Annotated in this window: 21 protein-coding genes; 17 read left to right on the forward strand and 4 right to left on the reverse strand. The window is 65.9% G+C overall.

The window, feature by feature from the left end; genetic code table 11:
- Positions 1-41 precede the first annotated feature (41 nt).
- From WNM05_RS00050 to WNM05_RS00100, 11 genes are all read left to right on the forward strand, one after another.
- Entirely contained in the window at positions 42-416 is a 375-nt protein-coding gene (locus WNM05_RS00050) for a DUF1484 family protein (protein ID WP_434631289.1), read from the forward strand.
- Positions 417-633: 217 nt separating this feature from the next.
- Positions 634-3309, forward strand: a complete 2676-nt coding sequence (locus WNM05_RS00055) for a type VI secretion system Vgr family protein (protein ID WP_434631292.1) — start codon at positions 634-636, stop codon at positions 3307-3309.
- 15 nt (positions 3310-3324) lie between these two features.
- Positions 3325-4191 carry a hypothetical protein gene (locus WNM05_RS00060; RefSeq protein WP_434631295.1) on the forward strand — a complete coding sequence of 289 codons (867 nt, stop codon included), beginning with the start codon at positions 3325-3327 and terminating at the stop codon, positions 4189-4191.
- Between the two features lie 21 nt (positions 4192-4212).
- Positions 4213-6690 (forward strand): T6SS effector BTH_I2691 family protein, encoded by a 2478-nt coding sequence (locus WNM05_RS00065; protein ID WP_434631298.1) that lies wholly within the window; start codon positions 4213-4215, stop codon positions 6688-6690.
- Entirely contained in the window at positions 6668-7591 is a 924-nt protein-coding gene (locus WNM05_RS00070) for a DUF6708 domain-containing protein (protein ID WP_434631301.1), read from the forward strand. The genes WNM05_RS00065 and WNM05_RS00070 overlap by 23 nt, the downstream gene beginning before the upstream one ends.
- 255 nt (positions 7592-7846) lie before the next feature.
- Complete coding sequence (locus WNM05_RS00075) at positions 7847-8584, forward strand: hypothetical protein (protein ID WP_434631304.1); 738 nt, start codon at positions 7847-7849, stop codon at positions 8582-8584.
- Between the two features lie 273 nt (positions 8585-8857).
- Positions 8858-9316 carry a helix-turn-helix domain-containing protein gene (locus WNM05_RS00080; protein ID WP_434631307.1) on the forward strand — a complete coding sequence of 153 codons (459 nt, stop codon included), beginning with the start codon at positions 8858-8860 and terminating at the stop codon, positions 9314-9316.
- A 639-nt stretch (positions 9317-9955) separates the two neighbouring features.
- Entirely contained in the window at positions 9956-11167 is a 1212-nt protein-coding gene (locus tag WNM05_RS00085; RefSeq protein ID WP_424646183.1) for an aminotransferase class I/II-fold pyridoxal phosphate-dependent enzyme, read from the forward strand.
- Positions 11160-12377 carry an MFS transporter gene (locus WNM05_RS00090; protein WP_434631309.1) on the forward strand — a complete coding sequence of 406 codons (1218 nt, stop codon included), beginning with the start codon at positions 11160-11162 and terminating at the stop codon, positions 12375-12377. Before WNM05_RS00085 ends, WNM05_RS00090 begins: the two co-directional genes overlap by 8 nt.
- Before the next feature lie 15 nt (positions 12378-12392).
- Entirely contained in the window at positions 12393-13997 is a 1605-nt protein-coding gene (locus tag WNM05_RS00095) for a carboxyl transferase domain-containing protein (protein WP_434631311.1), read from the forward strand.
- A 3-nt stretch (positions 13998-14000) separates the two neighbouring features.
- Positions 14001-15965, forward strand: a complete 1965-nt coding sequence (locus tag WNM05_RS00100; protein ID WP_434631313.1) for an acetyl/propionyl/methylcrotonyl-CoA carboxylase subunit alpha — start codon at positions 14001-14003, stop codon at positions 15963-15965.
- Between the two features lie 63 nt (positions 15966-16028).
- Here the strand turns inward: WNM05_RS00100 and WNM05_RS00105 are convergent, their stop codons facing one another.
- Positions 16029-16898, reverse strand: a complete 870-nt coding sequence (locus tag WNM05_RS00105; protein ID WP_434631316.1) for an MBL fold metallo-hydrolase — start codon at positions 16896-16898, stop codon at positions 16029-16031.
- Positions 16899-17030: 132 nt separating this feature from the next.
- On the opposite strand from WNM05_RS00105, the gene WNM05_RS00110 reads away from it, so the two are divergent.
- Entirely contained in the window at positions 17031-17936 is a 906-nt protein-coding gene (locus tag WNM05_RS00110; protein ID WP_434631319.1) for a LysR family transcriptional regulator, read from the forward strand.
- 111 nt (positions 17937-18047) lie between these two features.
- Positions 18048-18416 (forward strand): hypothetical protein, encoded by a 369-nt coding sequence (locus tag WNM05_RS00115; RefSeq protein WP_434631322.1) that lies wholly within the window; start codon positions 18048-18050, stop codon positions 18414-18416.
- Here the strand turns inward: WNM05_RS00115 and WNM05_RS00120 are convergent.
- The gene (locus WNM05_RS00120) at positions 18406-20388 is read right to left on the reverse strand and encodes a methyl-accepting chemotaxis protein (protein ID WP_434631325.1); all 1983 of its coding nucleotides are present in this window, start codon (positions 20386-20388) and stop codon (positions 18406-18408) included. The two genes, WNM05_RS00115 and WNM05_RS00120, sit on opposite strands and share 11 nt — an antisense overlap.
- A gap of 285 nt (positions 20389-20673) precedes the next feature.
- Positions 20674-21372, reverse strand: a complete 699-nt coding sequence (locus tag WNM05_RS00125) for an NUDIX hydrolase (protein WP_434631328.1) — start codon at positions 21370-21372, stop codon at positions 20674-20676.
- 135 nt (positions 21373-21507) lie between these two features.
- Between WNM05_RS00125 and WNM05_RS00130 the strand changes: the two genes are divergently transcribed.
- The 4 genes from WNM05_RS00130 (at position 21508) to WNM05_RS00145 (ending at position 25056) form a co-directional block, all read left to right on the forward strand.
- Complete coding sequence (locus WNM05_RS00130; protein WP_434631331.1) at positions 21508-22338, forward strand: ribose-phosphate pyrophosphokinase-like domain-containing protein; 831 nt, start codon at positions 21508-21510, stop codon at positions 22336-22338.
- 45 nt (positions 22339-22383) lie between these two features.
- Entirely contained in the window at positions 22384-24069 is a 1686-nt protein-coding gene (locus tag WNM05_RS00135) for a nicotinate phosphoribosyltransferase (RefSeq protein WP_434631333.1), read from the forward strand.
- Positions 24070-24151: 82 nt separating this feature from the next.
- On the forward strand, positions 24152-24616 hold the full coding sequence (locus tag WNM05_RS00140) for an antitoxin Xre/MbcA/ParS toxin-binding domain-containing protein (protein ID WP_434631336.1): 465 nt from the start codon (positions 24152-24154) through the stop codon (positions 24614-24616).
- The gene (locus WNM05_RS00145) at positions 24613-25056 is read left to right on the forward strand and encodes an RES family NAD+ phosphorylase (RefSeq protein ID WP_434631339.1); all 444 of its coding nucleotides are present in this window, start codon (positions 24613-24615) and stop codon (positions 25054-25056) included. Before WNM05_RS00140 ends, WNM05_RS00145 begins: the two co-directional genes overlap by 4 nt.
- Positions 25057-25114: 58 nt before the next feature.
- On the opposite strand, the gene WNM05_RS00150 is transcribed toward WNM05_RS00145, so the two are convergent.
- Positions 25115-26560 carry a S8 family peptidase gene (locus WNM05_RS00150; protein WP_434631342.1) on the reverse strand — a complete coding sequence of 482 codons (1446 nt, stop codon included), beginning with the start codon at positions 26558-26560 and terminating at the stop codon, positions 25115-25117.
- Positions 26561-26567: the final 7 nt, after the last annotated feature.

Consider the following 26567-nt stretch of genomic DNA (forward strand, 5'->3'; position numbering starts at 1 on the left):
GACCGGTGCCCATGCTATCCAGTTGCCCTGGAGGATGGACCATGCCCGACACTTTCCCGCTTGCACCGCCGGCATCCCGCCGCACTCTCGGCGCCGGCAGCTTCACCGCCACCGACGCGGTACTGACCGAGTTGCATCAGATCGTCGCGCTGTTGCAAACCCAGCTCACCCATCCCTGCCCGGCCGCGCTGTGCCTGTCGATAGAGCGGCTGACCGTACTCGGCGGCGATATCGAACAAGCGCTGGACACCGGCAGCCACACCCTGATCCGCGTCAGCGACAATATGCAGTCGCTGCTGGACCTGCTGAGTTTGACCGACAGGGCGCGGATTCCCGCCCGCCAGCTGTTCAGCCTGCTCACCCCGCTGCATCTGGAGCTGCTGCAGGCCCGCCACCTGCTGACGAGGACGGGATAGGCCCGCCCACCGGGTGGCGAGGCGTCTGGGCTTGGTGACAGGCAGGGCTTGGTCTGCCTATCGGCGGCGCTTCGCCCCAACCGGCACCTGTCCTTTAGTGCAAGTCTCGGGATTTCCCGGCTGGCCTAACTTGTTGATGTTCCGCTTACTTCATAGAATCCTTATCTTCCCGTTTCATGACCTACCCTCGCGAGAGGGTATTTTTGTTTGGGTTTCCATGGATTTGAATGCACTGTTGGCCAGCTTTGCCTCCGCCTTCATCCAGGACCGGCGGATACTGACCTTGCAGCTGGGCACCGGGCAGATCGCCGCGGAAACCTTGCTGCCGCAAAGCCTGCAGGCGGAAGAAGGCATTTCCCGGCCTTGCCGCTACACCGTGGCCTGCCTGTCGCCGGACACCGGCATCGCGCTGAAGTCCCTGCTGGAACAGCCGGCTCGGATAGGCATGGAGGATGCCGCCGGCGGCGAGTCCATCCGCTGCGGCGTGGTCAGCCAGGCCAGGCTGGCGGGGACAGACGGCGGCTTTGCCCGCTACGAGCTGACCGTGGAGCCGCCGTTCGCGCTGCTGCGCCACCGCCGCGCCTCCCGCGTATTCCAGGACATGACGGTGCCGGACATCGTCCGGCAGATCCTGACGGAACACCAGCAGGCCAACCCGGCCTTCGCCCGCGTGCAGACGCTGGACATCCAGGTGCAGCCGGCCCAGCCGCGCAGCTACACGCTGCAATACCGCGAGAGCGATTACGACTTCATCGTCCGCCTGCTGCACGAGGAAGGCTATGCCTGGCGCTTCGTCCACTTGGATGGCGCAGACGAGCAAGGCGGCGCGGCGGGCACTCACCCGCAGGTGCAGCTGGCGGTATTCGACGACGCCCACAGCCTGCCGGCCAGCCCCTTGCAGCGCGTGCGCTTTCATCGCAGCGACGCCACCGAGGAGGAAGACGGCCTGACCGGCTGGGACGCTGTCCGCCAGATCGTGCCCGGCGGCGTGGCGCTGACCAGTTACGACTACCAGCCGGTCTACTCCCAGCAGAGCCAGGACGGCAGCCGTATCGACCAGGGTCAGGCCGGCAATGCGCTGCAAAGCAGCCTGAGCCACTACGACGCGCCGGGCCTGTATTACGCCGGCGACGAGGAACAGCTGGGCCGTTACGCCGCGTTGCGGCAGCAGGCGCATGACCTGCAGGCCAAGCAATTCAGCGGCAGCGGCGCGGTGCGCGGCCTGCTGCCGGGCGAATGGTTCCGCCTGGACGATCACCCGGCGCATGAGGCCGACAGCCCGCAGGACCGGGAATTCGTCGTCACCGGCCAAAGCTTCCAGGTACGCAACAACCTGCCGGCGGACCTGGCCTCCTGCCTCTATGCGCTCCTCGCTGGGCAGGGAGAGAGGGAGCAAGCCGGCAGCGCCGACGCCCCGTTCGCCACCCGGATCCAGACCCAGCGCCGCGGCATCCCGCTGACGCCGGCCTTTGCCGGCACCGAACACGCCAAGCCGAAATCCCGCGGCATGCAGACCGCCACCGTGGTGGGACCGGCCGGCGAGGAAGTCCACACCGACGCGCAAGGCCGCATCAAGATCCAGTTTCACTGGCAGCGGCCGGACGAGCATCCGGCCACCGGCGCCAACCTGGATGACACCTCGTCGTGCTGGGTACGGGTGGCGATGCCGTCGGCCGGCGCCGGCTGGGGCCACCAGTTCATCCCGCGCGTGGGCCAGGAAGTGCTGGTGGATTTCATAGAGGGCGATATCGACCGCCCGGTGGTGCGCGGCGTGGTGTACAACGGCGGCCACCCGCCGCCGGACTTCAGCGGCGCAGGCGCTTTGCCTGCCAACAAGACGCTGTCCGGCATCAAGAGCAAGGAACACCAGGGCGGCGGCTACAACGAGCTGCTGTTTGACGACACGCCCGGCGAAGTGCGGGCCAAGCTGTCGAGCGAAGCCGGCAAGACCCAGCTGAACCAGGGCTTCCTGACCCATCCGCGCAGCAACGGCAAGGCTCAGCCGCGCGGCGACGGTTTCGAGCTGCGCACCGACCACCACGGCGCCATCCGCGCCGCCCACGGCCTCTTGCTGTCTACCGAGGCGCAGAACGGCGCCGCCGGCGCGCAGCTGGCGCGCGAGCACGCGCAAAGCCAGCTGCAGTCCGCCGTGGCGCTGAGCCAGGCGCTGGCGGAAACCGCCACCGGACAATTGGCGGACACGATGGAAACCGGGCCTGAGGAGATCGGCGACGACAATGCCAAGGGCGGCAAGCAAGCAGACGGCCATATACAGCATCATCTCGATGCCCTGAAAGCCTGGGAAGCCGGCAGCAACACCGACAAGGACGGCAAGACCGCCAAGGAGCAGACGGGCCAACAGCCCTTGCTCGTTCTATCGGGCCCCGCCGGCATTGCCAGCCTGACCGAACAAAGCCAGACACTGAGCGCCGGAGCCAACCTGAACCTGGTGACGCAGCGCGACGCCAATCAGGTGACGGGCAGGCGCTGGCTGCACAATGTCGGCCAGCACATCAGCCTGTTCGTCGCCGGCGTGAAGGATAAGATGGCGCTGAAGCTGATCGCGGCGAAAGGCAAAGTGCAGATCCAGGCGCAGAGCGACACAATGGAGATCACGGCGGACAAGGACGTCACCGTCACCTCGAGCAAGGGGCGCGTCGAGATCAAGGCCAAGCAGGAAATCCTGTTGACGGCCGGCGGCGGCTATATCCGCCTGGCGGACGGCAATGTCGAAGTGCACTGCCCGGGTACCGTCTCGGTCAAAGGCGCAAGCCATGCGCTGTCGGGCCCAACCAGTCTGAATGCGCCGATGCCGGACCTCAAAGTCAAGATGTGCGAGATGCGCGCCCGCGCGGCAGCGGCAGGCGGCGACGCCGTGGTCCAGGCATCGTAAACGGGGATGGATGTGATGAATCAGCATGACTGGCAGCCGTTGTCTGGCGAGTTCCTGACCAAAGGCCCAGGTGAGGCATTCAACTTTGCCATTGCCTCGGCTGAGCAGCGAGCGGAACTGCCGCCTGCATGGCCATGGACGCTCCTGACGCCAAAGGGATTTGAGGACAATGAAGGCCTGATGCCGTCCCTGTTGGACCTGTCGGCCTTATCCCCGGAGAACAGGCATGCCTTGTTCGCGCAGTTGGAAAACGCGCAGTTGGCGGAGGAGCCCGCGCCGCTCAGCGTGCTGCTGCACGCGGACTCCCCGCCGGCCGCTATGGCCAGACACTTATGCCACACCCAGCTGCTGGTCCGTCAAGGACAAAAGCTATGGTTGAGGATATTCGACGGCAGAGTCTGGTCTCAATTGCCGCGCGTTCTCAATAACCGAGCACTGATCGAGCTGTACGGCCCCATCCTCAGATGGGCCACCAATCTATATGGCCGTTGGGCCCTGACGACCCCACCCAAGCCCGGCAGCGGGACGCCACCGGCCGTGGCTTGGGACGGTTTGCTCAGAATCGGCGCGGTGAATCGCGCTTTCGCTCAGACCGACCGCTTGGCCTGGGAGGACGCCGTCAATCTGGCCGGACGCGTGGACGGCCTGGTTCAACGTGCGCAACATCTTTACCACCTTGCCCGGCTTGAGGATCAGGTGGCGTTTGCCTGCTATGGCATTCGCTACGGAGAGCATTTTGATACCTACCCGGAAGTCCAGCGCGAAATAGTGGGCTTTATGGCGCAAAGCCCGGAAGAGCGCGAAGACAGCACGGTCGTGGATTGCCTGGCCATGCTCACGGACGAGCAATGGGCGGCTACCCAGGCCGCTCCGATTCAATAATGCATGCCACGACGAGAAAACATGAGCACCAACCCCAGTTGCGAATACTGCGATAAGCGTGGCGTACCGATTTTCCCCGTGCGATATGCGATCGCCCTTCCCGGTGCCGGCGCGCCGGTGGTAGCCAACAAGCCCGCCATTGCCCTGCCGGAGGCCAGCGGACAATACACACTGAGGACGCTGCGCAGCGGCTACCTTTATGTCTACGACGAAGCCCGCAAGCGCTGGGACGACTATTTCGTCACTGAGGATGGCTATTTCTTCAAGACCAGCACGCAGGCCAAAGGCCAGCCGCTCGTCCTGCCGAAAAAACCGTTTAGCTGTCCGGACGAAGGGCATCGTGCCATCGCCAGCTGCATCACCATCCCCGATGCCAAGCGCGCCACCAAGGTATGGCTGGCATTTTCCGACGGCCAATGGACCGATGCCGTGCGCAAACGGCATGACAGCGCGGACTATCGCAAAAAACACATGCGCTGCGTAGACGTAAAAGCCTACACCGCCAGCGTGGACGCCAAACACTGTCTGCCGATCAAAAACGCGGGTAGCAAGATCGCCGAATACGCGCTGGATAAGGCCGCATTGAGCAAAGCGGTGGATTTCTCCCCCGTGCCGCTCGCCAGCAGAAAAGGGCATTCCGATAGATTGATCGCGGAAGCGGAGAAGCTGGCACCTGGCAAAGGCTTCATCGTGACGCTGAGCGACCCGGTGGGCATGGCGGCAGAACTGTCCGCCCTGATGATTCATCATGCCAGCGCCTTCGCCAACAAGAAGGAAAACAAGCACCCGTTGATGGCCAGCATGGCCATCAGCCAGCTGAAGGTGGCGGTGGAGGACCAGGGGCTTGAAGCAGAGCACCAGGCGGCGGAGAGGCTGGCAAACGACTATATATCCCAGCCCGACATATCGGTTCTCTTCTCTGAAAGCGCCAGGAAACGCAAAGCGGCTCAGTACGATGCCTTGCGCACCGTCACGCCGGCAGAAGCCAAACTCGCGCAAACGCACGCCTGGGACAAATATCGGGTCAAGTTCAACGAGACGGCCATGCAGAACTGGCAAACGGGCTTTGAAACCCAAAGCAAGCAATTCGACCAGGACACCATCCAGCCGCTGGCAAAGGCCTATCTCGGCTGGCTGGGTTGCCAGGACATCAAACAGTCCTTCCAGTGCAATTACGACGAAGACAGCCTGGATAGCGGCGAAGCCTATACCCGGGCGGTCAATCTGGCCGTTTCCGGCGCCCAGGACAAGAAGCTTTGCCTGGATTACATCTCGCAAATGCTGTCCGGCAGCTTCGATCCGGAGAATTTCCTGCTCAACGCCGCTGTGCTGAACCAAAAGTCGCTGAAAGACCAGGTAAACAAAGCCATCGGCTCCCCAAGCATTGATCCGCGCATCTTCCCGGCAGATGCCTATGTCGGCTTCCAAGGCAGTGTGGCCGAGAAGATCGCCCACGGCGATACCAGTCTGAATGTCTATCTACTGACAATCAGCGCACCATTGATCAAACTGTTCAATGTTATAGCCAACAAGGTGGCCCGCCCGCTCTGGGCCGCAATGGCGATGCACAGCCGCAAGGTCTTTGTGCAGGTTGAAGTCACCGGTAGTAAAAAGGCTTTCCGTACCCGGCTGATCAAGGAACTGCTCAAGCAAAGCGGCAAGGCGATGAATCCGCGCGAGATGGAACGCGCCGTCAGCGCCCAGCTGCGCAACCTGAAAGCCGCCGGCATTCCGCTGGAGGGGACGGAAAAGAAGATTTTCACCCTCATGCTGGACCCCAAGCAAATCAAGGGCATGCCCAGTGGGCTGACACCTCCCCAGCAGGCTAAATGGCTGGCGGACAGCCTCCGCACCTCCGCCCAGCTGGACAATATCGTCATGGGCGAATGGCGGGCGGCTCTTTCCAGTGCCAAGGGAGCGATTCCTTTTGTTGGCGGGCTGATGGCCGGCATTTGGCAATGGGAAGCCTTGGACAAGCTTGGACAGGACGAACAGGGCGCGATGAGCCACGAGGCGAAGGAAGCCAGTTGGCGCTTGCGCGCAGGCACCACGGCATTCTGGGGAACCGTCATCGATATGGCCGGCCAAGGATTGAAAAAATCGGCTGGCTGGGTACCGAAATTTTCAGCTGGCTTAAGCAAGATTGGAATTGGGCTTAGTTTTATAGGAAGATTAGGTGGTTTTTTTGCTGGGGCTGTCATGGCATTTTGGGATGGAAAGAATGCTTATCAAGCTGCCCAAAAAAGAGAGTGGGGAATGGCGATACTTTATGGCTCATCCGCTTTCCTTGGGCTTGCTGTTGCAGCACTAGCATTTGCAGGTGCTGTTCCTTTTATTGGCTGGATTGCCATTATTGCTTTGATTGGGATTACTCTGCTCATCGAGCTGTTCAAAGATAATAAAGTTCAAGCCTGGCTAGAGAATGGCTACTGGGGTAAGCGAGCTTATCAGACTCCAGAAGAGGAACAGAAACAACTTGAACTTGCTGTGGCGGGATGATATGGAATTTACTGGACAAATTACCTCCTACTCTGTCAATCGTCCACTTTCGGATGACGAGCGCGATCGTCAATTAAAACAAAAAGATAAAATAGAAACAGAGCTATATCATCAACTGTCCGTCATTGAAATCAACTCCAACTGGCTGGAAGTAGTAGATAAATATTTTTTTGACAAAGGAGCACTGACTTTTGTGTCTCTTTTTGTTATTTTGTGCTACGTACTGGGCTCAGCATGGCTTATAGCAGTGGCACTAACTGAGGTTTGGGGAGGCGATTCAGGAGCAGCCATATTAATCTTGCCCTTACTAATCACAATTCCCTTTGGTTACTTTTTTTGGACATGGATAAAAAAAGAAATTAACTACACCCACTATCCCATCCGTTTCAATAGAAAAACGCGCACGGTCCATGTTTTTCGTCAAGATGGAACAATATTAAGCGTCAAGTGGGATAAGGTTTTTTTCACTCAAATCCCAGTCACCTATGGGATGTGGGACATGGTCGGTCATGTTCTGGATGAGGATGGCATAACCGTGCGCGAAACATTTGGCTTGCCGGCATGCGCAATGGGCAGCTGGGGGCGGGAGAATGCAAAGGGATTCTGGGAATTCATCCGCCGTTATATGGAAGAGGGCCCAGCCAGTGTATCTGGCGTGATCAGCGGATGTTTGCCGATCAAGGACAAAAAAGAAACCTTCGCTTTCAGCTTTGAACGGATTGCGGCTGCGCTTGGCAGTTATTTCCATCCATTTATTTTGGCCTATTACCTAGTCTATCCTGGCCGGATGATCGCCATGCACTTCAGCAAAATCCCCCAATGGCCGGCAGAGATCGAAGCCCAATGCCCACGCCTGGAAGGAAGCGACCCTTTCTTCAGAGATGCCGGCATGAATGCATAGATCATACGATACACCCGGTGAGCACCACAGTTGAGCCGGCTGTCTATACCAGCCAAGTCATACGGCTCAAGAGCCGGAGCAGGCCGCCGGTATTGGATTCTGCATGTTCGATGGGAGCTGATGCCCCCATCGTCGTCAACGCAGCATATTGTCATAGGCAAACCGCCGCCGCGCAAAAACCGCGGAGCCCCTGGTCAATAGTGGGCCGCCCTAGACAAACGCTACCATTAAGCTTTTCGCTGATCCGCCGGCCCGATGCCAAACCAACAACAAGCCCGCACGCCCCACACCTCGCTCCCCCACACCCGCAAGCCTGAACCCAAGCCGGGCAGAGAGAGCGTGTTGGCCGTGGTGCAGATACTGGAATTCCTGCTCAAGATGGTGGGGCTGCTCGCTACACTGCTTGGCGCCTTCGCATGGATAGCAGGCAGCAGCTACCTGGACGGTTTCTGGTCGCCAATTGAAAACGCCGGCCCGCTCTCCCGGCCGTCATTACAGGATACCGCGCTGAAAGGGTTTGTCCTGCCCTATATCGCCTGGATAAAACTCGTTGCTTATCTAGTGGCTACCGGTCTGGTGACTCTTGTTTTAGGCATACGTTTAAAAAAGAAATCCGGCTCGACTCAACAAGGGAAAATACCCACGCAATTCTTATCGCGGTTTTCTTATGATAAGGATTTCCGCGGCATGACCTTTGTATTCCTTGGCACAGCGCTCTACTTATTCTGTCTGGTTTATTATTTAGCCTTGTGGATCAACAGTGCCCGGGATATCGGCAGGCAAAACTTCATCGCCACCGCCTGTGCCAAGCAAGCCGGGAAAACCGCCCCTTCCAGCATCACCCTGGACAACGGCAAGACCGTCAGCGGCTGGCTGTTGGACCGCTCCGATAAATTCCTGATGCTGGTCGACGGCGGGCGCGTCTACACCGTCGCCATCGGCGACAAGGTCCGGCTGATGGATACCACCGCGCTCGCGCTGGATTGCAAGTAGCCAAGCGCCTGAGTTTAAGCCCGGTCCACCGCCGGGTCGGCGTCATCAGATGCCCTGAGCGGGCTCAATCCAGATAACACCCCAGCCGGCATGCCCTCACGGTAGGGCCTGCGATATCCATAAACTCGACTCCCGCGCCAGCGATTCAAGCCGACTTTCCCCTCCGCGACAGCCGATGCGCCGTCCACTGGCATTTGGTGTTTCGTTTGATTCGGTTATTTCGAATATTTACACTGTGAACTCCAGTACCGCCTCATCCCCAAGGTTGTCCAAATGAATACCATCGCCAAGCCCGTCCTGCCCACGCCGGGGGAAGTGGAACTGGCCAGGGAAAGCGGCCGTCAGCTCGCGCAGTTCCTGGCGCTGCACCAAAACACGCAGGCGATCCACCTGCAGGGTGCATCCGGCGGACATGAAACCGTGCAGGTGCCCACCAAGGTGTTTCACTTATTGGTCGATATCCTGGCGGAAATGGCCCAGGGCAATGCGGTGAGCCTGATGCCGGTCCATGCCGAGTTGACCACTCAGGAGGCCGCGGACTTTCTGAATGTGTCGCGGCCCCACCTGATCAAGCTGTTGAACGCGCGCGCCATACCGTTCCATAAAGTGGGCACTCATCGCCGCGTGCGTTACCAGGACGTGTTGCGCTACAAACAACATCAGCAGCAAAAACGGCTGGCGGTGCTGGACGAACTGGCGGCCCAAGCGCAGGAACTGGACATGGGCTACTGAGCGTGGCGCGCTTTTGCCCAACACCGCCAATCGTTGAAGCGCCCGCCCAGAACCGTCGACGAATACCTGGATATCCTGCAGCGGCAAGGCTTGCCCGAAACCACTCGACAGCTCAGACAGTACGCCGCCGCGATCTAGTACCTTCCTGCCGCGCCTCTGGCAAGCCGTAGCTGGCTTAGCGTCGCGAACAAAACCCCTGATCCTGCGCTACGCCTCCTTGCCGTACTGCCTGTACTGTCTGCGTCGGCGCGCCTTGGCTCATGTGCTTGGCGAGGCTTTGTCCGCACTTAATCGCCGCGGCTTGCCGTATCGCGCGCCGCTCCTCACCCAGTCCGGTTAGTCTCCATTTTCCGCACGATAACCGCATCTTGCCGCCAGATAACAGGCCGTTCACCCCCTGTTGCCATCACGTCAACGACTTATGCCAAAAATCATACGTTCGCTTTAATTCCTGCTTACATACTGATACTATGCATTTAGGATAGTTCTATGAAGTAGATTATTTTATGTTCATATAAGAACTATTCATATACCACCCGACACCAGAACCGGGGGCAGGGCCTTTTCGCAGCCGCCGCGCAGAACGGCGGCACGGGAAGCGCGAATCGTTTGAATCAACACAAGACGGGGCTATACACGATGCATCAACACACCAATATCAAAAAGGCCATCCAGCTGAGCAACAGCTTCTGGGATGTCACCACCGCGGCCGGCATGGCCAATATCGTCACCCGCAATCTGGGCGACGGTCGTCACGAGGCGGTGGCCAATGGCCGACACTTCACCAATATGTCGTCCTACTCCTACCTGGGGCTGGACTCTCACCCGGCTATCTTGCGCGCCGCGGCGGACGCGGTGCTGAACACCGGCTCGCTGAACACCTCCATCTCGCGCATCCGGGTGCAGTTCGACATCCTGCAGCAGGCGGAAGAGGCGCTGGCCGGCCTGGTGGACGCGGAGACGCTGACGGTGCCGTCCTGCGCCGCCGCGGCCGCCGCCACGCTGCCCTTGCTGGCGTCCGGCGCGCTGACCGGCGACGTGGCGCCGCTGATGGTGTTCGACAAGAACGCCCACTTCTGCCTGAACATGATGAAGCCGATCTGCGCCGACGAGACGGAGATCCAGACCATACGCCACAACGATCTGAACGCGCTGGAGGACTTGTGCAAGACGCATCAGCGCGTCGCCTACGTCGCCGACGGCGTGTACAGCACCGGCGGCATGGCGCCGGTGAAGGAGTTGCTGGCCCTGCAGGACAAGTACGGCCTGTTCCTGTTCTTCGACGAGGCGCACGGTCTGTCCACGCTGGGCCATCAGGGCCGCGGCCTGGTGCTGGAGGAGATGGGCGCGATCAACGACCGCACGCTGATCGTCACCTCGCTGAACAAGGGCTTCGGCGCGTCCGGCGGCGCCATCTTCCTGGGTCCTCGCGGCGACGCCGAGCGCCGCAAGCTGGCCACCCGCTTCGGCGGCCCGGTCACCTGGTCGCAGCGCATCAATACCGCCGGTCTGGGCGCCATCATCGAATCGGTGGCCGTGCACAAGTCGGCCGAGCTGCCGGTATTGCAGCAGAAGCTGCAGGACAATATCCGCTTGTTCGACCAGCATGTGGAATCGGAAAACAGCGGCGAGCCGCTGCCGATCCGCTTCGTCTCCATCGGCTCGGAAGAGCGCACCATCCTGTACGCCAAGAGCCTGCTGGAGGACGGCTATTACACCTCGCCCATCTTCTTCCCGGTGATCGCCAAGGGCCGCGCCGGCCTGCGCATCATGATCCGCGCCAATATGACGGCGGCGGAGATCGAGCGTTTCGGTGCCTGCCTGAAGCAGCTGCGAGCCAACCATGAGTAAGGCGTCCGCGCAGACCGCCGCCGCCCCGCTGGAGGCGGCGCGTCCGGCCGCGCGGCTGATGGTGCTGTCCTGCCTGATCGTGTTCATGGCGCAGATGGCCACCACCGTCTACCTGCCGTCGCTGCCGGCAGTGATGCGCGAGCTGGCGATGAGCCAGAGCCTGGTGGAGATGTCGATCTCCGGTTTCGTCGTCGGCGCCGCGCTGCCGGTGCTGTTCTGGGGATCGGCCGCCGACCGCTGGGGCCGCCGCGCCCCGCTGCTGGCTTCGCTGGCGCTGTTCGTGCTGTGCAGCGCGCTGCTGGCCGCCGTCGGCAGCGCCGCCGAGCTGCTGGCGCTGCGGGTGCTGCAGGGCATCGCCGCCGGCGGCGCGGCCATCATCGCCCGCATCATCGTCCGCGACAACTGGAGCGGCGACGAGCTGGCGCGCCGGCTGTCGGTGCTGTCCATCGCCTTCATCACGGCGCTGGGCGGCGGCCAGTTCATCGGCGGGCTGATAGGCGAGTACAGCCACTGGCAGGCCGGCTTCGTGCTGATGGCCGTCACCGGCTGCCTGGCCGCGCTGCTGAGCCTGAGCGTGCCGCTGCAGGGAGGCCGGCCGGCGGCCGCTCGCCACGGCGGCAGCCCCTACTGGCAGATCCTGCGCCGGCCCGGCTTTGTGCTGCCGGCCTGCGCCGGCGGCCTGGGCTTCGCCACCACGGTGACGCTGCAGGAAGTCAGCCCCTTCGTGTTCCAGGAGCATTTCGGCCTGGCGGTGGCCAGCTTCGGCAATGTCGGCCTGCTGATCGGCCTGGCCTATTTCAGCGGCGCGATGCTGGTCAACCGCGCGGTCGCCAAGCTGGGCGGCAAGAAGCTGATGCGGACCGGCGCGCTGCTGATGGCCGCGGCCACCGTCGCCATGCTGCTGTGCTGGCACCTGGGCGTGCTGGAGGCCAGGCCCGGCCTGCTGCTGTTCATCGGCCTGTATTGCCTGACCATTTTCGGCCAGGCGGTGCTGTTCCCCAACAGCATGGCCACGGCGGTCAGCGACGCCAAGGACCACGGCGCCCACGCGATGGCGCTGTGCGGCTTCCTGCAGCAAGGCCTGGCCGGCATCGCCGCCACCGCCTCGGTGCTGCTGCACCACAACGGCGCCTGGACGCTGGCGGTGGCCGCGCTCGGCCTGATCACTCTTCTGCAAGTTCTGTTCCAGGCACGCCTCAGCGCGGCCTGACGCAAGGAATCGGATATGTCTCGAATCGAATCGCGCCTCCCGGCCAGCGGCGAGGCCTATGAGCGCAATATGGCGGCCTACGGCCTGCTGCGCGGGCAGATCGCCGCCGCCCGCGACGCCGCCTTGCAAGGCGGCGGCGCCGAGGCCCGCGCCAAGCAGGCGGCCAAGGGCAAGCTGTCCCCGCGCGAGCGGCTGTCGCTGTTGCTGGACCCCGGCACGCCCTTTCTGGAAATCGGCCAGCTGGCCGGCCACGAGGTCTACGACCACCCGGTGCCCTGCGCCGGCATCGTCACCGGCATAGGCATCGTCTCCGGCCACGCGGTGGCGGTGTTCGCCAACGACGCCTCGGTCAAGGGCGGCACCTACTACCCGCTGACGCTGCGCAAGCATCTGCGCACCCAGGACATCGCCCGCGAACTGGGCCTGCCCTGCCTCTACCTGGTGGACTCCGGCGGCGTCTACCTGCCGCTGCAGGAGGAGATCTTCCCGGACGAGCACCATTTCGGCCGCATCTTCCGCAATATCGCCGAAATGTCGGCGCTGGGCCTGCCGCAGATCTCGGCCGTGCTCGGCTCTTGCACCGCCGGCGGCGCCTACATCCCGGCGATGAGCGACGAAACCATCATCGTGCGCGGCAACGGCTCCATCTTCCTGGGCGGTCCGCAGCTGGTGCGCGCGGCCACCGGCGTCATCGTCGACGCCGAGACGCTGGGCGGCGCCGACGTCCACACCCGCGACAGCGGCGTGGCCGACCATTACGCGCTCAGCGACGAGCACGCCATCCAGCTGCTGCGCGACATCGTCGCCCGCCGCGGCGTCGGCAGGCAGTACGCGCCGCCGCAGGCGCCGCTGCCGCCGCGCCACGATCCGGCCGAGCTGCCCGGCATCATCAGCGCCAATCCGCGCGAGCACATTCCGGCGCGCGAAATCCTGGCCCGGCTGCTGGACGACTCGGCCTTCGCCGAGTACCGCGCCCGCTTCGGCACCAGCATCCTGTGCGGCACCGGCCATATCGGCGGCTACCCGGTGGGCGTGCTGATCAACGACGGGGTGCTGTTTTCGGAAAGCGCGCAAAAAGCGGCCAACTTCATCGAAATCTGCTCCCAGCGCGGTATTCCGCTGCTGTTCCTGCACAATATCAACGGCTTCATGGTGGGCGCGGAGTACGAGGCCGGCGGCATCGCCAAGCACGGCGCCAAGATGGTCAACGCCGCCTCCTGCGCCCGCGTGCCCAAGTTCAGCATCCTGATAGGCGGCAGCTACGGCGCCGGCAACCTGGCGATGTGCGGCCGTTCCATCGGCCCGCAGCTGATGGCGATGTGGCCCAACGCCAAGACCACGGTGGTCGGCGGCGAGCAGGCAGCCACCGTGCTGGCGCTGATCCGCGCCGAGCAGTTGGAAAAGCAGGGCAAGAGCTGGACGGCGGAAGAGGAGGAGGCCTTCAAGCGGCCGATACGCGAGGCCTACGAACGGCAGGGCCAGGCGCTGTACGTCGCCTCCCGGCTGTGGGTGGACGCCATCGTCGACCCCGCCCAAACCCGGGAGTGGCTGGCTCTCAGCCTGGCGCTGGCCGCCGCCGCCCCCGTCCGGGAAACCCGCTTTGGCGTCTTCAGGATGTAGACCATGTTCAAACGAATTTTGATCGCCAACCGCGGCGAGATCGCCCGCCGCATCGCCCGCAGCTGCCAGCGGCTGGGCATAGAGTTTGTCGCCGTCCACTCCAGCGCCGACGCCGGGGCGGACCATCTGCAGGGCGCCGTCGCGCGCGAATGGATAGGCGAGACTCCGGCCAGCGCCAGCTATCTGAACGGCCAGGCCATCATAGACGCCGCGCTGCGCAGCGGCAGCGAGGCCATCCATCCCGGCTACGGTTTCCTGTCGGAGAACGCCGGCTTCGCCCGCGCGGTGGCCGAGGCCGGCCTGGTCTTCATCGGCCCGGACGCGGACACCATCGTCCAGATGGGCGACAAGGCCCGCGCGCGCCAACTGATGGAGGCCGCCGGCGTGCCGGTGCTGCCCGGCTCGCCCGAGGCCACCGAGTCCTACGGCCTGATCCTGGAGACCTGCACCGAGATCGGCTATCCGGTGATCCTCAAGCCGTCCGCCGGCGGCGGCGGCAAGGGCATGCAGGTGGTGTGGAGCGAGGCGGAACTGCGCGAGGCGGTGGACGCCGCCGTGCGCATCGGCCGTTCCAGCTTCGGCGACGGCCGGCTGCTGGTGGAGCGCTACGTCTCGCAGCCGCGCCACCTGGAGGTGCAGGTCTTCGGCGACGGCCTCGGCGCGGCGGTGCACCTGTTCGAGCGGGAATGCTCGCTGCAGCGCCGCCACCAGAAGATCGTCGAGGAGGCCCCCGCCTTCGGCCTGCCGGCCGATACCCGCGAGGCCCTGCTGGCGGCCGCCGTGCGCGGCGCCCAGGCGATAGGCTATCGCAACGCCGGCACCTTCGAGTTCATCCTGGCGCCGGACGGCCGCTTCTACTTCCTGGAGGTGAACACCCGGCTGCAGGTGGAGCACCCGGTGACCGAGGCCATCACCGGCCTGGACCTGGTGGAGTGGCAGCTGCGCGTCGCCGCCGGCGAGGGCCTGCCGCTGGCCCAGGCCGACATCCGCGCCGACGGCCACGCCATCGAGTGCCGCGTCTACGCCGAGGACCCGCTGCGCGAATTCGCGCCGATGCCCGGCGCCGCGCTGCACGCGCGCTGGCCGGCGCAGCTGCGCGTGGACGCCGCCTTTGACCGCGGCGGCGCGGTGCCGGCCTTCTACGACCCGATGCTTGCCAAGCTGATCGCCCACGGCTCCGGCCGCGCGGCGGCGCTGGCGCAGTTGCAGACCGGCCTGCGCGACACCGAGCTCCTGGGCCTGACCAGCAATCTGGGCTTCCTGCAGCGGCTGCTGCGCGAGCCGCGGGTGCAGGCCGGCCAGCTGCACACTCATCTGGTGGACGAGCTGGCGGCGGCGCCGGAAGCCAACCGCCTCACCGCCGCCGTGGCCTGCGCCGCCACCATCCGCCAGGCGCGGGCCTGCGCCGAATCGGCCTCGCCCTGGCAGGGCGGCGTCGGCGCCTACGACCGCGCCGCGCTGGACCCGGACGCGCCGCTGGGCCGGGTCGCCTACCGCGGCGGCGCCGAGCGCTGGCAGGCCTGGCTGCTGGACCGCGACGGCGAACAGACCCTGGTGCAGGTGGACGGGCGGCGCCATGCGGTCAGCCTGGCCGGCGCCGGCGATCACTGGCACGGCGAGGTGGACGGCTGGCGCTGGTACGCGCTGCTGCGCGGCGACGATGTCGAGCTGAGCGTCGGCGGCCAGCGCGTCGCGCTGCGCGCCGAGCAGGCGGAACAGGCCGAGCAGGAGGCCGGCGGCGGCCTGCAGGTACGCACGCCGATGCCCGGCACCGTGGTGGCCCTGCCGCTGGCGGCGGGCACCCGGGTGGAGGCCCAGCAGGTGGTGGCCATCGTCGAGGCGATGAAGATGGAGAACCGCCTGTACGCGCCCTGCGCCGGCATCGTGGCCGAGCTGCATTGCCAGGTCGGCGACATCGTCAACGCCGACGCGCTGCTGGTCAGCCTCAGTCCGGAAGAGGCCGAGTAGGCAGCCGGCCCCTGCAAGGCCCGTTCCGTCGCAAGGCGGAACGGGCCTTATTCAATGCGCGACCTAGAGGAACTGCCAGCCGTAAGCGTCGCCGTCGCGGCTGACCACGCCGGCCGACGAGGCGCCGAAATGGGCGGTGAACACCGTGGCGCGGCGTTCGCAGGCATAGTCCAGCAGCCAGCGGCGGGACGCGCGCGCGCCGTCCTGTTCGCGACAGAAGGCCGAGTTCCACTCCGGACGGTAGACCTGCACCGGCGAATGCATGGCGTCGCCGGTGAAGAGGGCGGTCTCGCCGGCCGAATGCAGCGAAATCGACATATGGCCGGCGCAGTGTCCCGGCGTCGGATGGAAATGGAAGACGCCGGCGTAATCGGCCCCGGCCGCGTCCACGCCCAGCCCCTGGCCGCTGGCCAGCACCGGCGCCACGCTGTCGTCGAACACGATGCGCCGCTTGTCGGCCTCCGGCGTCGCGAAGAAATCCAGCTCGCCCTGCGGCATCGCGTAGACGGCGCGCGGGAAAGTCGGCACCCAGCGGCCGTCGACCAGGCGGGTGTTCCAGCCGACATGGTCGGCGTGCAGATGGGTCAGCAGCACGTGGTCCACATCCTCCGGCCGGATGCCCAGCGCGGCCAGACGCGCCAGAAACGGCGTGCGCAGCCGGTGGAACATCGCGCTGAACGGCCGCTCCTTGTCGTTGCCCAGGCCGGTGTCTATCAGGTAAACCTTGCCGTCCAGCTCCACCACCCAGGTGTGCACGCTGAGGATGATGTGCTCGCCGCCGTCGTCCAACAGCGCGCGCAGCTGCGGCTGCTCGGCCAGCACCGCCTCGTTCCAGTCGGCGTAAAGATAGGCCGGGGTGATGCCGGTGAGCAGGGTGTCGGTCACGCGCGTCACGCGCGCATGGCCGATGCGGTAGGTCTGAGTGTCCATCATGATTCTCTGTTCGGTTGGCGGCTCGGCGAAGCCGGGCTTGGACCTACTATCGCGGAAATCACTCATGCCTTCCAATGCCGATTTATGAGACCGTGATAAATTTAAAGCATCGCAATAATCGGGAACAGAGAGATGGAGCTGCGGCATCTGCGCTATTTCGCGGCGGTGGCCGAACATGCCAGCATGCGCGCCGCGTCCGAGCGGCTGCACATCACCCAGCCCGCCATCACGCGCCAGATCCAGGACCTGGAGGCGGAACTGGGCTTCGCGCTGTTCACGCGCTCGCCGCGCGGCTTGCGGCTGACGCCGGCCGGCGACTGCTATCTGCGCGACACGCGCCGGATACTGGCGGCGCTGGACGCCGCGGCGACGGCCGCGCGCCGTGTCGCCGACGGCGTGGCCGGACAGCTGCGGCTGGGCTATGTCGAGAACGCCGGCTGGGACGGCGTGGTGCCTCAGGCTTTGCACCGTTTCCAGGCGGAGGCGCCGGACGTCGCGATGGCGCTGTCCACGCTGAACAGCCCGAAGCAGCTCGCCGCGATCGCGCAGGATGCGCTGGACGGCGGCTTCATCTACCGTTTCGATCCGCTGCCGGACGAGCTGGCCGCGCTGCCGCTGCTGCGCCACGACGTCGTGCTGGCGCTGCCGCGCGCGTGGCAGATCGCACACGACGAGACGCAGCCGTTCAATCTGCACGCACTGGCCGGACGGCCGTTCATCAGCTTCCCGCGCGCCGTCTACCCGGCCTACCACGACCGGCTGTCCAGCGCCTGCCAGCAGGCCGGCATCCGTCTGAACATCGTGCAGGAGCAGCCGACCGAGGCGGCGATGCTGTCGCTGGTCTGTTCCGGCATCGGCGCCGCCATCGTCAACGCCGCCAATCTGGCCCGCCCACCGGCGCAGGTACGCTTCTACCGGCTGCAGAACCTGTCGGTGCCGCTGCCGCTGTGCTTTGTCTGGAAGCGCGAGGCCGGCAATCCGGCGCTGGCGCGCTTCGTCGAGACCTTGCGGGAGACCATCAGAATCGCCGAGGCCTGAGCGCCTGCTCGATCAGCCTGCGCACCGCGGCCCAAACTGCACCATCAGACAGTACATCTGACGCCGAACACACGGTACAACCGGGCTTTCACGCCGCCAAGGAGGCTAGCGATGCGCATCGTCCCGTTTTGCCGCTCCGGCCCGGACCAGGCCGCCGCGACCATCGACCCCACCCGCATCAGCGAGCAGGAATGCCTGGACCTGTCCGGCGAACTGATGCGCGCCGGCGCCATCACGCTGGGCCAGCGCGCGGCGCTGCTGCTGCCGGCCGCCAGCCATCTGTTCGACATCCTGCATGGCGAGGCCCGCGGCGAGCGTTTCGATCTGCTGGCCGGCATGCGCGCCGCCATCGCCCGCTACCGGGCGCAGGGCCGGGACGAGCAGGCAGGCGAGGCGGAGCAGGCGCTGGCCGCGCTGCTGCGGCACTGGGACGCGTCGGCGGAACCGCTTGCCGCCGACGGCGTGCCGCTTACAGCTTGAAGCGGCCGATCAGGCTTTCCAGCTCCTCGCCCAGCCGCGCCAGCGCCACCGTGGCCTGTTGCGCCTGATGGATGGAGTCGTCGGTCTGCAGCAGCATGCCGTGGATGTTTTCGATGTGGCGGGCGATCTCCTGGCTGGCGCTGGACTGCTCGGCGGTGGAGACGGCGATGTCGCCCACCGCGTGCACCACCTGCTGCGCCTGGCCGCTGATCTGCTGGATCGATTGCGACGATTCGCCGGCCAGCCTCACGCCCTGTTCCACCTGTTCCAGCGCGCCGTTCATGCTGTCGGACGCGTGGGCGGTGTCTTTCTGCATGGTCTGGATCACATCGGAGATTTCCAGCGTGGCCTTAGCGGTGCGTTCGGCCAGCTTGCGCACCTCGTCGGCCACCACCGCGAAGCCGCGGCCCTGCTCACCGGCGCGGGCGGCCTCGATCGCCGCGTTCAGGGCCAGCAGATTGGTCTGGTCGGCGATGTCGCGGATCACCGAGACGATGCCGGAAATGCGGTCGGAGCGCTGCTGCATGCCGCCCAGCACCTCGGCCAGCTGGCGCACGGTGCCGGCGATGCGGCCGATCTCCGCCGCGGTGGCGTCCACATTGGCGGCGGCCTGGCTGGACAGGGTGTCCGCCTCGCGGGCGCGCTGCTCGGCCACCCGCGCCGATTCGGCGATGTGGGTGACGCTGACCGACAGCTGCTCGACGCTGGCCGCGGTGGCGTTGGCCGCCTGGGACTGGCGGGCCGAACTGTCGCGGATCTGGTTGACGTCGCCGGACAGCTGGCGCACCGAGCCCAGCATGTCGCCGGCGTGGCGGCGCACGTCCAGCATCATCCTGCGCAGCGAGCCGGTGAAGGTATTGAAGGCGCCGGCGGCCTGGCCGATCTCGTCGCGGCTGGCGATGGACAGTTCGCGGGTCAGGTCGCCGCTGCCCGAGGCCAGCTCGGTCATCGCGCCCTGCAGCCGGCCCAACGGGCGCAGCAGCTGGTTCAGCGTGGCGCCCAGGAGCAGCAGGATCAGCACCAGGATGCCCAGGCTGATCAAGGCCGACTGCCAGCTGGCCGCGCGCACCGGGGCGAAGGCCTCGTCCTCGGGAATGGAGATGCGCACCGCCCACGGCGTGCCGGCCTCGCCGACAACGATGGGCATGATGAAGTGGCGGAAGCCGTCGTCGCTGCGGTACTCGGCCGGGCGGCCGTCCTTGATCGCCGCCTTGGCCTCGGCCGGCAGGTCCGGCGCGGCCTTGCCGTTCAAGCCGGGCTGACGGCCGGCCAGCTGCACGCCGCCGTTGGAGTACAGGCTCATGAAGCCCGCGCCGTAGGGCTGCACCTTGGCCGCCATTTCCTGCAGGTGTCCCAGCGCGATGTCGCAGCCTGCCACGCCCAGCACCTTGCCGCCGATATTGAGCGGGAAGGAGATGGTGCCCATCAGGATCTTCACGTCAGGGTCGACGTAGGGTTCGGTCAGCATAGGCTTGCCGGTCTTGCGCGGCTCGGTGTAGTAGGCGCTTTCGTCCACGCCGTCGCTGCCCCACACCACGTCCACCTTGCCGGCTTTGCGGAACCAGTACACGCCGTAGCGGCCGGTGTGGTCGTTTTCCGGCTTGCCGGCCAGCTCGGCGTCGCGGCCGTCGAAGGCATTCGGCTCCCAGTCCACCCAGTAGCCGACCGCGTCCGGGTTGTTGGGCAACTGGCGCTTCACCACCTCGGACAGCAGCGAACGTCCGTTGGCCGGCAGCGCGGCCTTCACGCCGGCCGCCGCCTCGGCCATCGCCTGCGCGGAATCATAGGTTTTGCCCAGCATGCGCTGCACGCGGCCGGCCTCGCTGTCCGCCAGCAGGCGCGCATGCTCCAGCACCGCGTCTTCCGCGTTGCGGTAGCTGTTGTAGATATTGGCCCCCGCCAACACGGTAAAGCCGATCAGGATCAGCAGGCCGGAACCGGCCAGTATCTTGCCCTTGATGGTTGCAATCATGATTCACCTCTTGCCGGATGGCGCGCCGCCCGATGCCGGCCCGTCCGATTGTCTGCTATTCATCGCGGAGAGAGTCGATAGTCGCCGATGGCGCTCGCTCCCCAGTCTCGAAGGTAACGTAGGAAACGCTCTAGCACAAAGGAATGATTACCGATGCCGCATAAGTGCCTGTTCAAAGTCTTTTGCGAGCGTCCCGGGACCATTTCCGCTGGCCGTCTCCGCTGGGAACGTTGAACAGGCGGAGGGGGGCGATGATACGCCGCGCCCCGCCGGCCGGCCACCCGGCTACCAGCGGGCGCGGCGGAACAGGCTGAGCTGGTTGACCCGGAACAGGCGGGCCGGACGCTGGCTGCCGCCCTGGAACTGGTCGGTGGCGATCAGGATATCGGCCTGGTCGGCCGATTCGCCCGGACGCATGTCGCCGACCTTGATGCCCAGGCGGGAGCGGAAGGTGCCGCGCGACACCGTCTCGCCGAAGATCTGCTCGTAGGTGCGTTGCAGCTGGGTCAGCGTGAAGCGCTCCGGCAGCAGCCAGCACGGCAGCGTCGAATAGCTGGCCTTGTTGCGCACCCGCTCCACCGCCGCGCGGATCTGTTCGGCGTGGTCGAAGGCCAGCTCGGGCAGCTGGTCGACATCGTAGAAGTGGAAGACCTCGGCGCCGGCCTGGCTCAAAGCCTCGTGCGGCATCAGCGCGACGTGCGAGATGGCCACCGACCAGCCGCGCGGATCGCGCGCCGGACCGGCGAAGGTGCACAACTGCTCCAGATAGCGCGGCGCCACGCCGGTTTTCTCGCGCAGCACGCGAAGCGCGGTGGCTTCGGCCGAGCCGTCCTCTTCCGGATGCACATAGCCGCCGGGCAGGGCCAGGCTGCCCTGGAACGGCTGGCGGTCGCGCCGGTGCAGCGCCGCCTGCAGCTTGCCCTGGTGCAGGGTGAGGAGGACGACGTCCACGCTGACGATGGGGGTGGGTCGGGAAGTGTGCATGGCCTGTCCGTTCAATCTTGTCTGTTTTGGTATTTTCGCCAACTTAGTTGCAAATTTCAACTAAGAAAGATATGCTGCGTCAAGTTAGTTGAAAAAAACGACTAAGAAAGGCCGCCCAGCCGCGCGGCTTCGCCCATGCAAAGGACCCACGCGATGATCACCGTCAGCTACCACTCTCAAAACGGCCAGCAAGCAGCGCTGAAGCTGGACGTCTTCACCTTCCCCGGCGGCGAAGTGCACGCGACGGTGGAAACCGGCGCGCCGGCCGCCTCGCTCTGCATCCGCGCCGACTTGCGCGACGCCGGCGAGACGATGGCGCTGCTGATGGCGACCGACGCGCTGCGCCGCGCCTATCCCGGCCTGCCGATTGCGCTCCGCCTGCCCTATGTGCCCTACGCCCGCCAGGACCGGGTGGCCAATCCGGGCGAGGCGCTGTCGGCCAAGGTGTTCTGCGGCCTGATCAACCAGCAGGGCTACAGCCGGGTGGTGATCCAGGACCCGCACAGCGATGTGGTGATCGCGCTGCTGGACCGGGTGGAGGTGGACGATCCGCTGCCGGCGCTGCGCCGCGCGCTGGAGGCCGTCGGCCCGGCCACGCTGGTGGCGCCTGACGCCGGCGCCCGCAAGCGGGTGCTGAAGCTGGCGCAACAGCTGGGCTGCGGCGCCATCTGCGCCGACAAGGTGCGCGACACCGCCACCGGCAAGATCAGCGGCATCGAGTTGCACGGCGCGCTGCCGGACGGCCCGCTGCTGGTGGTCGACGACATCTGCGACGGCGGCGGCACCTTCGTCGGCCTGGCCGAGGCCATCGCCGCGCGCCAGGCGACGGAAGGCAGGACCGCGCCGCTGTACCTGTACGTGACCCACGGCATCTTCAGCCGCGGCCTGGACCGGCTGCTGGAACGCTTCGACGCCGTGTTCGCCCGCAACGACTGGAGCGGCGACGCCCGCTGCCGTCTTGTTTAAGCGATACGCCCAATCCTGGAAAGACAGATCTTGAGGAGAACCATGATGACCGCCCCGAAAACCGCCGAAAACAAGAAGCAGCCTGTCCCGTTCAATCTGGCCGACTTCTACAAGACCGGCCACCCGGCGATGTACCCGCGCGAAACCACCCGGCTGGTGGCCAACTTCACGCCGCGCTCGGCCAAGTACGCGCCGGTGCTGCCGCAGCTGTTCGACGACAAGGTGGTGTGGTTCGGCCTGCAGGGCTTCATCGAGGAATACCTGATAGACCTGTTCGAGCGCGAATTCTTCCGGCGACCGAAGGCGGACGCGGTGCGCCGCTATCAGCGCCGGATGGACACGGCGCTAGGCGCCGGCGCGGTGGACGGCGGCCGGCTGGAGGCGCTGCACGCGCTGGGCTATCTGCCGCTGGAGATCCGCTCGCTGCCGGAAGGCGCGCGGGTGGACATCAAGGTGCCGCCGGTCACCTTCGCCAACACCCATCCGGACTTCCCCTGGGTGGCCACCTATTTTGAGACGCTGTTCAGCTGCGAGAGCTGGAAGCCGTCCACCGTGGCCACCATCGCCTTCGAATTCCGCAAGCTGCTGACTTACTTCGCCGGTCTGACCGGCGCGCCGCAGGACTTCGTCGACTGGCAGGGCCACGATTTCTCGATGCGCGGCATGAGCGGCGTCCACGACGCGATGCGCTGCGGCGCCGGCCACTTGCTGTCCTTCACCGGCACCGACACCATCCCGGCGCTGGACTATCTGGAGGATTATTACGGCGCCGACGCCGAGGGCGAGCTGGTCGGCGGCTCCATCCCGGCGTCCGAGCACAGCGTGATGGCGCTGCGCATCCTGCTGACGCAGCAGCGGCTGGCGCGGATGCCGGCGCACGGCGGCCTCGACGACAAGGCGCTGCGCCGGTTGGCCGAACGCGAGGTGGTGCGCGAATTCGTCAACCGCGACTACCCGTCGGGCATGGTGTCCATCGTGTCCGACACCTTCGACTTCTGGAACGTGGTCACCGTGATCGCCCGTGAACTGAAGGACGACATCCTGGCCCGCCGTCCGGACGCGCTGGGCAACGCCAAGGTGGTGTTCCGCCCGGACTCCGGCGACCCGGTGAAGATCCTCACCGGCTACCGCGACGACGAGCTGCTGTTCGACGCGGCCGGCAACTGCACCGCGCGCGACGACGGTCGCCCCATCGGCGAAGCCGAGCGCAAGGGCGCGGTGGAGTGTCTGTGGGACATCTTCGGCGGTACCGTGACCGAGCGCGGCTACCGCGTGCTGGACAGCCATGTCGGCCTGATCTACGGCGATTCGATCACGCTGCCGCGCGCGCGCGACATCCTGCTGCGGCTGGCCGACAAGGGCTTCGCCTCCTGCAATGTGGTGTTCGGCATCGGCAGCTTCGTCTACGGCATGAATTCCCGCGACACCTTCGGCTACGCGCTGAAGGCGATCTACGCCGAGGTGGACGGCGAGGCCGTCGACATCTACAAGGACCCGGCCACCGACGACGGCACCAAGAAATCGGCGCGCGGCCTGCTGCGGGTGGAGGAAGAGGACGGCCGCTACGTGCTGTACCAGCAGCAGACGCCGGCCGAGGCCGAAGGCGGCGCGCTGCGTCCGGTGTTCCGCGACGGCGAGCTGCTGATCAGGCAATCGCTGGCCGAAATCCGCCAGCGCCTGCAGGCCTCGTGGACCTGCCCGGCGCCGGGCAGTCTGGACTGGACCCTCTGACAAAGCCGCCCGCCGCCGGGTGGGCTTGTTCCATCCGGGCAAAATGCCGATACTGAACAGGCAAACGCCGATGGAGGCCCCCATGTCCCAAGCCACATTCAAACCCGACGCCGGCCCGCTGCCGGAACAACCGCGCGCGCTGGCGCTGCGCTTCGCCCGGCTGTCGCGGCTGATCGGCCAACCGGTGCATTCCGACCTGGAGCTGGCGCGCTATGTGGCCAATGGCGCCAATCCCGACCTGATCGAATGCCTGATCATCGAGGGCCTGACCCGCAAGGAGCTGGAATTCGTGATCCCGGCGCGCACGTTGTCCCACCGGATCAAGAAACAGGAAAGGCTGAGCCGCGACGAGTCCGAGCGCGGCGTGCGGGTGGCCAGCCTGCTGGCACTGGCGCAGCAGGTGCTGGGCGAGGAGGCCACAGGCTGGCTGAGGCAACCGCTGCGCCGCTTCGACGGCGAAAGCCCGCTGACGCTGGCGCAGACCGAGCAGGGCGCGCGGCTGGTGGAAAACCTGCTGACCCAGATCGACGAGGGCTACGTCGCGTGATCGGCTGGCGCATCAGCAACTACGCCGATCTGAACGGCCTGGGCGGGCTGCGCGCCGACGGCCGCTGGCACCACGCCGGCCGCCCCGTCGTCTACCTGGCCGACCACGCCGCCAGCGCGATGCTGGAGATGCTGGTCCACAGCGAGTTGCGCGCGCTGCCGGCCCGCTTCCAGTTGCTGAAGGTGGAACTGCCGGACGAGGCCATCCTGGATCTGGACCCGGCCGCCTTGCCGGACGACTGGCGCGCGCGCCAGCAGGAGACCCGCCGGATCGGCGACGCCTGGCTGGCCCGGGCGCCCAGCGCGCTGCTCCGGGTGCCCAGCGCGCTGGCGGTGGACGGCTGGAATCTGCTGTTGAACCCCCAGCACCCGGACGCCGCGCGCTGCCGCATCGCCGACGTGATCGCCGCGCCGCTGGACGGCCGGCTGCGTCCGGCCTGAATCCTCCGCCGACATGAAAAAACCGGCCTAGAAAGGCCGGTTCGCGCGCGCGTTCCGCTCAGCGGTAGTTCTGCGCCGCCTTCACCGCCGCGGCGGCGTCCACCAGGCCGGCCGAGCAGCCTTCGCAGTCGGTCGCCGGCGGCCGCGACGTCTGGATCAGCAGCTTGCGGACGGCCTTCCAGTCCAGCGACGGATTGACCGACAGCATCAGCGCCACCAGGCCGGCGACATGCGGCGTGGCCATCGAGGTGCCGCGGTCCCCTGCATAGCTGTCGTTGCCCGGCGCGGTCTTGCCGTCGTTCAGCGTCGAGATGATGCCCGGATCGTTGCCGATGAAGTCGCCGCCCGGCGCCGTCACCGCCACCATCGCCCCGTAGTTGGAGTAGGAGGCGATGCCGCCGTTCATGCCGTTGGCCGCCACGGTGATCACGCCCGGGCAGCTGGCCGGGGCGAAGTCGCGGGTGTTGCGCATCGCATTGCCGGCCGCCACCACCACGATGCCGTTGCGCGCGGCCACCTGCTGTATCACTTCGCGGTAGGTCCGCGTGCACGGCTGGCTGCCGCCCAGCGACATGCTGATGATGCGCGCCGGCGTCGTATTGGCCGGCAGGCCGGGCACGGTGCCGCCGACCGCCCACAGCATCGCGTCGGCGATGTCGGCGTCGTTGCCGCCGCAGCGGCCCAGCACCCGCAGCGGCAGCAGCTTGGCCTGCGGCGCCACGCCGGTCAGGCCCTGGCCGCCGCCGCCGGCCGCAGCGATGGTGCCGGCCACGTGCGTGCCGTGCCAGCTGCTGTCGGAGGCCGGCGAGCCGGCGCGGCAATCGCCGGCCGCCGCCCAGTCGCCCTGGTCCTGCGCATTGGCCTGGCGCGCGGTCTTGCCGTCCGGTCCCACCACCAGGCGGGCCGAGGCCGGGTCGGACACGAAGTTGTAGCCCGGCTGCAGCAGATTGGCCACCAGGTCCTTGTGCGGGCGGTAGCCGGTGTCCAGCACCGCCACCGTCACGCCCTGGCCCTGGGTGATGTCCCAGGCCGCCGGCAGATTCAACGAGCCGGGCTGGACGGCCTTGTCCTGCATATCCCATTGCTGGGCGGCGAACATCGGGCTGGACGGCGTGAAATTGGCCTGCTTGATGAAGTTGGGCTCGGCGTACTCCACCGTCGGGTCCTGCTGCTGGATGCGGCGCGACAGCGTCCGCGCCTCTGCCGGCGTCAGCGGCTGGCCGCTGTTGAACACATAGGCGCCGGTGCCCATCTGGTGATGGAATTGCAGCGGCAGGCCGGTGATCTGCTGCAACTGGCGGGCGCGCAGCGCGAAATCGCCGGGACGGGCCGGCAGCGCCTGCCCGCGCGGCAGGCTGGCGGCCTGGCGGGCCAGCTGGCCCTGCGAGTTCTGCTTGTACTTGACGATGATGCCGGCCACCTCGGGCCCGCCCGGGGCCGCTTGCGCCGCGCCCGCGCCCAGGCCCGCCAACAGCAGGCCCGAAATCAGATGATGAATCTTCACGAAAAAC

Origin of the sequence: Chromobacterium sp. CV08 (genome assembly GCF_051129845.1) — a bacterium.
GTDB lineage: Bacteria > Pseudomonadota > Gammaproteobacteria > Burkholderiales > Chromobacteriaceae > Chromobacterium.